The following is a 10,437-nucleotide window of genomic DNA, read 5'->3' on the forward strand; positions in this document are numbered from 1 at the left end:
CCTGACGGCGATCCGGCTATCCCTGCCCTGCTCCGCAGGAGTCCGATTCCTCCCCGGCCTGAAGGCCGGGGCATCCTCGGAGGAACCCGGTGAACTGCCGAGCGCTGCTCCTAAGTCGCTGTTTCAATCCGATCTTGCGGGGTGTCGGTCGGACGTGAGTGTCCTTGGGTAGCTGCGGCGGCGGCCAGCGAGATACTGAGACCTGACGGCGAGAAGCAACACCATCGACTCGGGGTTCACCGGTGGCGGCTGTCCGCCTCCGCCTGGATCAGCATCCGCTTAAGCAGGGCGCTGAGTGCGTCCTGCTCTACCGGGTCGAGCGGGGCGACCATCGAGTCCTCCGCCTGCCCGCGCAGCTCCATCGCGGCCAGCCAGCGGGTGCGCCCCGCCTCGGTGAGCTCCACGTCCACCCGGCGTCGGTCCTGACTGCTGCGCACACGCCGCACCAGCCCTGACTGTTCCAGGGTGTCCAGACGGCCTGTCATGCCAGCAGGGGAGAGCATGAGTTCAGCCGCTAGCTCGGAGGGGGTGGCCCGCCCCGGGGCCTCGCGCGCGCCGAGCCGGTGCAGCGTGGCGAACTCGAACTCCTGCAGGCCAACCTCGGCCAGGGCGCGGTCTTTGGCTTGGCCGACGTGCTTGGCCAGGAGCTGAATGCGGGTGATGATCCCCTCCACCCGCGCGTCGAACGGGGCCTTGCCGTGCCAGCGTGCAAGGTGCACGTCGACGGAGTCGTCCCCTTCTGCGGGCCGCTCCCGGCCCTGACTCTCGGTGTCCATGCCCTCAGTATGCTACGCCAACTTATATTTCGTTGCCAAATGATTAGCTGGCGAAATACTATGCGTGCATGACGCAACCCATGCGCCGACTGCTGGTCGGCCGTACCTGCGCGGCGCTGGCCACCGCGCTGATACCCACCACGCTCACGCTCGCGCTGCTTCGAGGACACGCCGCAGGCTCGACGGGTTCGGCAGGGGATCTGGGCCTGGTGCTGGCATGCGAACTGCTGCCCATGCTGGTGCTGCTGCCGGTCGCCGGCGTGCTGGCGGACCGCTTCCCGCCACAGCGGGTCGTGCTCGCTGCCGATCTACTCAGGGGCGCGGCGCAGACCGCGATCGGCGCGGAGCTGCTCTGCGGCCTGGTCCGGGTGCCCGACCTCGCCGTGCTCGCCGCGGTCACCGGCGCCGCGGTCGCCTTCGGCACCCCAGCGGTCCGCACCCTGGTCGCGGCGACCGTCGACGCCGACCAGCGGCTGCGGCTGAACTCGCGGCTGGACGTCGCCACCGGACTGGCCCAGACCGCCGGCCCTGCTACGGCGGGCGGCATGATGCTGATGCTCGGCGCCGGCTGGTCCTCGCTACTGACCGGCGCGCTCTTCATCGGCTCTGCGACCACCCTGGGCGGCCTGCACACCCGCCGGGCCACCAGGCCGGCCGACGGCGGCCACGCGGGGTTCCGGGCGCAGTTGCGCGAAGGTTGGACCGAGGCCCGGCGCCACCGCTGGTTCCTCACCAATGTGCTGGGCCATGGAGTATGGCATCTGGCGGCTGGCTTCCTGCTCACCCTGGGACCGCTGATCGCTGTCCGGAGCATGGGCGGTGACGGCGCGTGGGTCCTGGTGGCCCAGTTGGGGACCGTCGGCATGCTGGTCGGTGCTTTTGCCGCAGGACGGCTGCCGATGCGCCGCCCGCTGGTCGGCGTGGCCGTGGGCGCGGCCGTCTTCGCGCTGCCGCTGGCGGCCTTCGGGCTGGGACTGGCGCTGCCCTGGGCGGCGTCTGCGTACTTCCTGGCGATGTTCGGTCTAGGGGTGCTCGGCCCGCTGTGGGAGACCGCCATCCAGCGCCGCATCCCGCAGGAGGTGCTCGGGCGGGTAGGCTCCTTCGACGCGCTGATCTCGTTTGCCGCCCGCCCGTTGGGCCTGGCCGTGGCCGTTCCGGTTGCCACCCTCCTCGGCACCTCGGCACCACTGCTGGCGGGTGCGGTGCTCGTGGCAGCGGCGAACCTGGCCGTGCTGCTGCTGCCCGAGGCATGGGAGCACCCGGAGCCGGTCACGGCACGGGGCGATGCCAGGCGCGAACCTGTGGCCGCGGCGGGCCAGGGTCAGTCGGAGGCTGGCTCCAGGGCAGCGGACGGCAGGTAGCCGGAGGAATGCAGACCCGGTGTCGGCCCGCGCCGTTGCCTGACTGGCTGTCGTCGTGCCCATCTTGAGGGCCACGACGGGGTCCCGATGGGGTGATCGTGGCAACTGCCGTGCATAAGAACAGGGCGTCTTGGTGGCTCTAAGGGTGTCTATGCCAACAAGCTGTCTAGGAGGCCCTGTTGCCGCGGTTCTACGGCATGGTGGGAGCGGAGTCCACATCGGTCACTCTCGCGTGTGACTGCCCGGCGCACAGGTTCGGGAACGCTGGCGACCACGGGGCGCGCCAACGCCGCTATCCGACCGACATGTCGGACGCCGAGTGGGCGGTGGTCAGGCCGCTGCTGCCGGTGCCGGGCTGGCTGCGGGGCCGGGGCGGCCAGCCGGAGGCATATTGATTGCCACCGAGCGATACTGGACGCGATCCGCTACCTCGTCGACAACGGCACAAAGTGGCGGGCGATCCCGATCGACTTCCCGCCGTGGGACCGGGTTTATGCGTTCTTCCGACGCTTGCGCGATCACGGTCTGGTCCGGGAGTTCCACGACCGGCTCCGCCGCCGAGTGCGCGAGCAGGCGGGGCGGGATCCGGAGCCGAGTGCGGGCGTCATCGACTCCCAGTCGGTCAAGGCGGACGCGGTGGTCGGATCCGACAGCCGGGGCTTCGACGGCGGCAAGCTGATCAACGGTCGCAAGCGGCACGTCGTGGTCGACACGCTCGGCCTGCTGCTCGCGGTGATGGTCACCGCGGCGGACGTGGGCGACCGTGCCGCCGCCCAGGTCGCCGCCGCGCACCACCTGCTGGCCCTCGTCTGGGCCGACGGCGGCTACACCGGCAGCCTCGTCGAGTACAGCCTCGCCGTTCTCACCGTGGTCCTTGCCATCGTCAAGCGCAGCGACGACACGCGCGGCTTCGTCGTGCTGCCGAAGCGGTGGATCGTGGAGCGGTTCTTCGCCCATCTGATGCGAAGCCGCCGCCTCGTGCGCGACTTCGAGCGCTCCACCAGCAGCGCGGAGGCGATGGTCTACTGGTCGATGACGATGCTCATGACGCGCCGCCTTGCCCGGCCACGTCCTTGGCGAGCGTGAACCGGCCCGGCGCTGACTCGACCAACCAGCCCCGGGCCACCAGCCGCTTCGCCTTCGACCGCAGCGCCTCCACCTTCCCCGGCACCGGGTCCAGACCGAAGCAGGCGGCCATCTCCTGGCACGTCAGCGGACCCTGCCCGAGCCGGTTCCGGTCCGCGAGGGCCTGCAGGATGCGCTGGTAGTCCACTGACAACGCTGCCCAGGACAGCCCCGCACGCCACATCGGCACCACGGACTTCGGCTTCGCCGCGTCCGCCGGCTCGGGACGAACCGGCTGCCCGTCGGAATGGCGCCGGTCCTCGGACGCGACGACGTCGTCGTCCGGGCCCAGCACCTCGCCCACGCGCGAGCGGGCGATGACCCACTCATTCCACTCCCGCTCGGCCACGTCCAGCTCGGCGTGGATACGGTCAGCCTTCTCCCGCAGATCGTCCACACGGCGGCGAGCGGTGAGCTCACGCTGTTCCAGCAGCCCAACGACTGATGGCATCCCCGACCTCCACCCGAGCGACGACACGACACGTCACCACTCCCACGGGGCCGTCGACCCTATACCTGAACAGCGGAAACACAGCCATCAAGACCGGAAAGACAACAACCACTAACATGCCGGTCATGGCGCGCTTTGAGGATCTTCCCCCTTTCTTCTGGGACACCAGCAGCGACCACGGAGTGCAGCCGCCCCTGACCGACCGGGCGGTCGGTCAGGCCGAGCGGCTGTTGGACGTCACACTCCCCGACTCGCTGTTGGACCTGCTCCGCAACCAAAACGGTGGCCAGGTCAGCGACAGCCGCAATGCCTTCCCCACAACCCTGCCGACCTCTTGGAGTGCCGACCATGTCCCGTTCGACAGCGTGGTGGGCATCGGTCACCGCGAGCGGACGCTGTCCATACTCGACAGCCCATACCTGGTCGACGAATGGGGCCTGCCCACGGCAGTGGTGCTGGTCTCGGGTGACGGGCACTTCTGGATCGGGCTCGACTACCGGACCTGCGGCCGACACGGGGAACCGTCCGTTGCCTGGTTCGATGCGGACGACAACTCGGAACTGGCCCTCGCGCCGGACTTCCGCTCCTTCCTCATGGGACTCACCTGCGCCCGGGAGTTCGAGAGCGAGCGGAGCGACGGCTGACCCGACGGACCTCACCGGCGAAGCGCCCACCAGCCGGGGCCGACTTTTTGCCACGAGCGGCGTGGGGCCGACCTCCGCCGATTCGGGGCCGGCCGCTTCGATGCGTTCTTCACCGTAAACGGCACGCCCCTCACTCCACGGTTGCCATCGGACCGGCCGTGCTGCACAGCCCGGGCAACGCCAGAACAAGCCGAGCCGCTATTCTCCGTGCGAACGAGCATGTCCGCCACCTCTCCCGCCTGCAAACAGACGCTCCATCGGGCCTGCCGATTCCCGGGGATGCACTGCGGCTGGTGCTGTGCTTTGAGGTGTCCGGGAACCCTGCTGCGCATGTCGCTGGGCCGTACGGGGTGAGCGTGTCGGGGGCCGGCGGCTGCGAGGTGACGTTGGGGTGTCAGGTCTCCCGGTGCTCGCTCAGAACAGTGCTAGGCCCTCGCCGCTGGTGTCCGCGATGACTGGCCGGAACTGGGCAGGGAGGCCGTCCAAGCGGTCAGGACCGGCCGCGGCGGCCACGGCAGGGGCCGTCTCGGCCAACCAGATGCGAAACCGCTCGGCGGCGTCGCGGTAGGGGACTTGAGCCAGGACACGGTGCTCGCCGGAGGGGCAGAAGTCGACGGCGACAGTGAGCAGGCAGGAACGGGGCGCCTTCTGACTGCCCGTCCAGGACACGCGCAGGACACCGCAGGGCTTGCGCCCGCGGGGGGCGCGGTGGGTCGGGCGCAGCGATCGGCAGGCTACGTGGGCGGTCCATGCGGCGAGGTGCGGCAGGGGCAGGGTGGTGCGTGCGCGGCAGCCGGGGCAGCGGTGCCAGTGGCGGAGCCAGTCGTCGGTGTCGGTGTGGAAGAGGCGTGTGTAGCGGTTCGCCACGCGGATGTCGTTGCTGTACAGGTGGTCGGGGCGTTCTAGTGTGTTGCAGGACTGGCAGACGGGGGCGCGGACGTAGCCGTGTTCGTGGCAGTGGTCGAGGACGGCGGCGGGCGCAGTGCGGCAGACGGCGCACGCCCACCCAGCCACCCTGCGGGAGGTACCGGGCTTCCTGCTGAGCACCGAGTACAGCTGGCCTTCCAGCTCTGCGTTGTACGGGCGCAGTGAGGCGGTGCCCTCGGGGCTCGTCGTCTGCCGGCTGCCGGCGGCTTGGGCCTGCCGGGAGTGGGAGGGCGGCTCAGTGACGGCTGCGCTTGCCTGGCGGGTCCGCGCGGCTTGCACCCACTGCGTTTCGGTGTGCTCCGCCGCATCCAGCAGCCTGACCACAGCGCGCGGCAGCCACCACGTCCGCTGCGTCCCGTCGCGGGTCTGCTCCACGAGTATCTGTCGCCAGTCGATCCCCGCCAGATGGTACGGCCGGCCGACTTCACGTCGTGCTGCCCGCTCGGGGCCGCCCAGCTCCTGCAGTTCCCCCGTGATGCGCTGGCGCCAACGCAGCGGCGTTTCCTCGTTGCACTCCTGCCTCGGCGCCCCACGAAACGGACCGATGCGGACCAGGTCCTGCTCATCCATGCCCACCGCGTTCAGTTCCGCGGCCGCCCGGCGCACCCGGGCCTCCGGAACACTCCACTGACCGCCGCTCGACCTCACCGTCGCCACCACATGGCCGCCGAGGAGGACGTACCCCACCCGGGCATCGGCAGGAGAGCACGTGAATGCCCCCAAAGCCGTCGGCACAGCACTGTCGGCCGTCAAATCGACCCACAGAGCGTCCGCGGCACCCAGGGTGATCAGGCCGTCCGTGCGACCGGACATGACACGCTCTGACATACCCACAGGCTAACGGCCCACAACGCGGCAACGGGTCTCCCAGCGCCTCGGTCAGCCGGGCCGCCACCCACCTCGCATCCGCCGCCCGCAACCCCCTGTTCCTGAGCATCTGGTTCGTCAGCACCTCCCGTGCCCGCAGCCACACCACCACAACGTCAAGAATCGGGCACGTCGCCCTCGTACATCAGCGGTCCCCGAGCCCAGACGAATTGAGCAGCAGAGTCTCCGGGCGGCGCAACTAATCCACGCTGTGGAAGCCCGCGATCGACGCGTGGGGACCGCTACTGGGAATGCCGGATCCCCGCCACTCCTTCCGTCCCCTTGATGATCGTGTCGTCGACCTTGCCCTGCACCGTGTCGTGGACGACACGCTGGGACACGACATCGACGTCACCGTCTGGTGCAGCCCTGCCTGACACGGGGGAAGTCTTTGGCGTTCCACGAGCCGGGGGTGTGAGGGCGAGGCGAACGGGACTTCAGCGGATCGCTTCTGTGGACCGTCGCGTATTTTCCCCACTGTCCCATGGCGCCGACTTCTCCGCTCTGTCGTTCGAACGTGCGGATCACGGCTCGGGGGTCCATTCCATGGGAGGGGGCGTGCGGCTGTAGTGGGCTCCTTTGGTGCCGTAGCGGGCGAGGTGGAGGGTCTCACCGTCGATCTGGATTTCTGCCGGGGGAGGGTTGGGAACGGAGATCCGCGGGTGGGCGTAGGGGTGGTCTTCGATGAAGACAGGCTCCCGGAAGTGGTTTCGGGCCTCCGCCCAGTCCTGGGCCCGTTCGCGGGTCCACGGGTTGTGCAGGGTCCGTGGGGCGGCCGGGTCGTGGTCGTAGCCGTTGAGGCTGCGCACCTGGGCTTCGCTGTAGACACCCTTGACCCGGAAGTTCTCCAAGTCCTGCGGGCGTACGATCATGTGGACATACCGGCGGCTGTTGCCTCGGTGTCGGCCCACCGCAGGCCAGCGACCGTGGCCGGGGTCCCAGCGGACGGGCGGGAGCCACAGCAGGGCGCCCACGCGGAAGTGCTTCGTGCCGTGCTGGATGTCGAGCCGGCTCTCGCCATGCGCGGTTTCTCGCGCCACGTTGGCCACCAGGCACCAGCCCAGCAGCCCGTCCGGCGTGTCTTCTTCGGTGGGTCCCGTGTCTGTCACGCCGAGAATGTTGAGGTATGACACGGGGCGCGAGCCAGCTCTTATCGGCTGAGCCGACCGGAGAGAATCCTCTGCGGATCACCAGCTGCAGGAGACATCGGGCTTGTTCGACCACGCGGCGGGGAAGTGGGGGCTCTTGGTGGGGAATGACGTCACCGCCGACAGCTTCGTCCGTGAGCACATGTAGCAGGCTGGCCACTGGCTCGCCGGCGGTTGATCATGTCGCGTAGGTCCGCCAGGCCCACGGCGGCCGTGCCGCCCTGGCAGAGCGTGGGCTGCTCAGCCGGGCGGCAAAAGGCGTTGGCGGCTGCAGCCCGCTTGCACTGGGGGCACGCCTCCTGGCGGATCATGGCAAGGTGGGCGTCGTGATGGCACAGGACGAACTGATGAGCACGCTGTCGGGCCTGCGGCAGGCGCGGATCGGAGCGCATCGCGCGCCGCACAAGCCGTTGCTGGTGCTGTGGCTGCTGGGCCGGTTCGTCACCTCGGGGAGTACCGCGGTCACCTACGACGAAGCCGAAGGCCCCGTCAGCCGGCTGATCAATGACTTCGGTCCGGTGATGACCAACCCGTCACAGGCCAAGCAGCGTGCCGCGATGCCCTTCGTGCACCTGGAACGCACCCTGTGGGACGTGCGGGACAGCGTTGGCCGGCCCATAGGTCCGACCGATCCGGATCGGGGAGGGTGGCTGCGCGCCCAAGGCGCCCATGGCCGGATGCGCCCTGAGGTGGAGCGGCTGCTCGCCGACCCGGGCACCGTGGCGGCGGCTGCCAGGCTGCTGCTTGAGCAGCACTTCACCCCGGCTCTTCAAGCACCCATCTGTGACGCCGTCGGCCTCGACCCGGCCGGCTGGCATACGCACGCAATCTCCGTTCCGGGGCCGAGACTGCAGCGGGCACGGCGGCCGGGTTTCGCAGAGGACGTCCTGCACGCCTACGCCTACGCGTGCGCCTTTTGCGGGTTCGATGGCGCCCTCGGCCGCAATCCGGTGGGTGTGGAGGCCGCCCATGTGCGCTGGCACAGCCAGGACGGTCCGGACGAGGTGAACAACGCGCTGGCGCTGTGCTCCTTGCACCACACGCTCTTCGACCTCGGTGTGCTGGGACTTGGGCCGGACCTGCGGATCCAGGTCTCCCGCTGGTACGTGGCCCGAAGCACGGCCGGGCAGGCTGTCGACGCCCTGCACGGCCAACGTGTTGCGACGCCTCGGCCTGGCCACGGGGCCATCGATGCGCAGTACGTCGACTGGCATCAGCGGCAGGTCTTCAAGCGCCCCGCAGCGCATGCTGCATGACCTCCACCAAGGAAGCTTGAGCACGCCCGGACAGCCGCACCGATCCGGTGACGAGGCACGGTCACTGCGAGCCGATCAGGCGGAGACTTCCGGGCCGTCCATGAGGTGCTGGATCGCGGCCAGGATGCCCTCTGCGGCGGCGGGCTGGGCGGCGAGGGCGCTCAGCGGGACCGAGGGCCAGCCTTTGTAGCCTTTCTGTCGTTGCACCTCCAGTTTCTTCTGCAACTCGGGAACGGCCGGCAGCCACTGCGCGAACGCGGCCGCCCGATCCGGGCCGAGGTGGTGGGTGAGCGATCCAAAGCTGAAAGCGAGTTCTTCCTTGGGAGGGTTGTCGTACAGGGACAGCGTCCAGATCGGCACCTGCCGGCCGGCGACGGGATAGGAGGCGGACATGCTCGGGTAGGTGGCGTATCCGCCCTCCAACCGTCCCCTGGCTGCCGCGTGATCGAGCAGAGCGGTCGCGATCTGCCGCAGCTGCGGGGCCAGGCGCGTGCGGAGCGCCGCGTCCAAGTCGGCGCGCGTGGTCCGGTGCGTGCTGCGGCGGCCGGAAGGGGACTTCGCTGCCGTGGCGACCTGCCCGTGGATGCGCGGGACCAGGACGCGGAGGTCTCCGTTGCCCCGGTACTGGGTCAGTTCGATGGCGTACACGTCGGTCTGCCGCATCTGCCGGTTCAGGAACTCGACGATCGCCCTCAGCTCCAACGGGATCCGGTCCGCAACGAACAGCAGCCGCATCTGACCGGCGGTCAGCCGTTCCTCGACCATCGTCCAGAACTCTTGGCGGGAACGGTCGCCGAGGAACTCCCCGTACGCCTCGTCCACCGGCCGGCCGTCCGCGACGCAGGTCTCCTCGAAGGAACGCTGAAGCAGCGCTCCAGGCCAGTAACGTGCCCCGTTCGCCGCGTAGTCCAGCATCTGGCCCACCACCTCGCGCCGGATACGCGTATCGCTTGCCCGCTTCACCTCCACCAGCGTCGGCACCCCGTCGGCGTCGACGAAAAGGTGGTCCAGCCAGTACGCCGGAGCACCCTCCGCACTCGTCGCGACCCCCATCTCCCGCGCCACCAGTACGAGCCTGAGCGGCCGGCCGTCTGCCAGCGAGCCGAAATCCAGCACCCTCGGATGGCGCGCGAGAAGCTCTTGGAACTCGGCCTCGGTCTCGAACGCGGCCGGCTCCAGGGCCTGCAGATCCGAACCCAGAACAAATACCGGCTGTTCAGTCACGTCTTCCCACCCCTGTGATCGCGTGATCGTGGTCGATGATCGCTTCCCCGGTGGCCGCCCCCGGTGAGGAAGGCGGCAAGGGATTGATCGTAGGGTCGGCTCCGGCCACAGACAGACGCATCCGAAAGTTGGCAGGCGGTTTGTCGCGGCCGTCGCCGCTGACGTCGTACAGGCGTGGTCGTTCGTTGCCGTGCATGACGGATCTGATTGAGCGGTTGGTGTCGGATGAGTTATGGACGCTGTTCCGGCGAGTGGTCCCGCCGACGGAGGTCATACGTCCGCAGGGCGGCGGGCGCGAGTGGGACTGCGAGCCCGACGGGGTGCGGGTCGCGACCGCCGCCGAGTGCCTGAGCACCGCGACGGCGCACGCGAATGCCCGGAGTCGCGGCGAGGTTCCCTGAAGTCGGGGCATGGAGGCAAGGCTGGAAGATAGTGCTCCCGGGAATCCAATCGGGGAGGGTGCGATGGGGGCGGAAACGGAGCCGTAAACAGCCGGGGAACTGGCCGGACATCGGCGTCAACGTGAGCTAATCCCTCCGGGGCCGACGCCGCAGACAACAGGGCCACTTCACCGGGTTCCTCCGAGGATGCCCCGGCCTTCAGGCCGGGGAGGAATCGGACTCCTGCGGAGCAGGGCAGGGATAGCCGGATCGCCGTC

General features: G+C 69.3%; 9 protein-coding genes. 4 read left to right on the forward strand and 5 right to left on the reverse strand.

From position 1 onward, the window contains the following. Nucleotides 1-236 precede the first annotated feature (236 nt). Nucleotides 237-776, reverse strand: coding sequence for a MarR family winged helix-turn-helix transcriptional regulator (locus ACIBJF_RS49365; RefSeq protein ID WP_399184440.1), 540 nt, complete (start codon nucleotides 774-776; stop codon nucleotides 237-239). A gap of 68 nt (nucleotides 777-844) precedes the next feature. Between ACIBJF_RS49365 and ACIBJF_RS49370 the strand changes: the two genes are divergently transcribed. Continuing rightward, complete coding sequence (locus ACIBJF_RS49370; protein WP_399184441.1) at nucleotides 845-2,137, forward strand: MFS transporter; 1,293 nt, start codon at nucleotides 845-847, stop codon at nucleotides 2,135-2,137. Nucleotides 2,138-2,557: 420 nt separating this feature from the next. Beyond that, nucleotides 2,558-3,223: an IS5 family transposase gene (locus ACIBJF_RS49375; RefSeq protein WP_399184447.1), complete on the forward strand. Its 666-nt coding sequence runs from the start codon at nucleotides 2,558-2,560 to the stop codon at nucleotides 3,221-3,223. On the opposite strand, the gene ACIBJF_RS49380 is transcribed toward ACIBJF_RS49375, so the two are convergent. Further along, nucleotides 3,180-3,713, reverse strand: a complete 534-nt coding sequence (locus tag ACIBJF_RS49380; protein WP_399184442.1) for a hypothetical protein — start codon at nucleotides 3,711-3,713, stop codon at nucleotides 3,180-3,182. The two genes, ACIBJF_RS49375 and ACIBJF_RS49380, sit on opposite strands and share 44 nt — an antisense overlap. A 125-nt stretch (nucleotides 3,714-3,838) precedes the next feature. Here ACIBJF_RS49380 and ACIBJF_RS49385 point away from each other — a divergent pair, with 125 nt between their 5' ends. Beyond that, nucleotides 3,839-4,357, forward strand: coding sequence for an SMI1/KNR4 family protein (locus ACIBJF_RS49385; protein ID WP_399184443.1), 519 nt, complete (start codon nucleotides 3,839-3,841; stop codon nucleotides 4,355-4,357). Between the two features lie 414 nt (nucleotides 4,358-4,771). On the opposite strand, the gene ACIBJF_RS49390 is transcribed toward ACIBJF_RS49385, so the two are convergent. Both ACIBJF_RS49390 and ACIBJF_RS49395 read right to left on the reverse strand, forming a co-directional pair. Beyond that, on the reverse strand, nucleotides 4,772-6,112 hold the full coding sequence (locus ACIBJF_RS49390; protein ID WP_399184444.1) for an endonuclease domain-containing protein: 1,341 nt from the start codon (nucleotides 6,110-6,112) through the stop codon (nucleotides 4,772-4,774). A 563-nt stretch (nucleotides 6,113-6,675) separates the two neighbouring features. Continuing rightward, the gene (locus tag ACIBJF_RS49395) at nucleotides 6,676-7,260 is read right to left on the reverse strand and encodes a hypothetical protein (protein ID WP_399184445.1); all 585 of its coding nucleotides are present in this window, start codon (nucleotides 7,258-7,260) and stop codon (nucleotides 6,676-6,678) included. A gap of 368 nt (nucleotides 7,261-7,628) precedes the next feature. Between ACIBJF_RS49395 and ACIBJF_RS49400 the strand changes: the two genes are divergently transcribed. Further along, nucleotides 7,629-8,555, forward strand: coding sequence for a phosphorothioated DNA-binding restriction endonuclease (locus tag ACIBJF_RS49400; protein ID WP_399184448.1), 927 nt, complete (start codon nucleotides 7,629-7,631; stop codon nucleotides 8,553-8,555). 75 nt (nucleotides 8,556-8,630) lie between these two features. Here ACIBJF_RS49400 and ACIBJF_RS49405 read toward each other — a convergent pair whose 3' ends face one another. Then, nucleotides 8,631-9,779, reverse strand: a complete 1,149-nt coding sequence (locus ACIBJF_RS49405) for a hypothetical protein (protein ID WP_399184446.1) — start codon at nucleotides 9,777-9,779, stop codon at nucleotides 8,631-8,633. Nucleotides 9,780-10,437 lie beyond the last annotated feature (658 nt).

Origin of the sequence: Streptomyces sp. NPDC050743 (assembly GCF_044456925.1) — a bacterium.
Classification (GTDB): domain Bacteria; phylum Actinomycetota; class Actinomycetes; order Streptomycetales; family Streptomycetaceae; genus Streptomyces.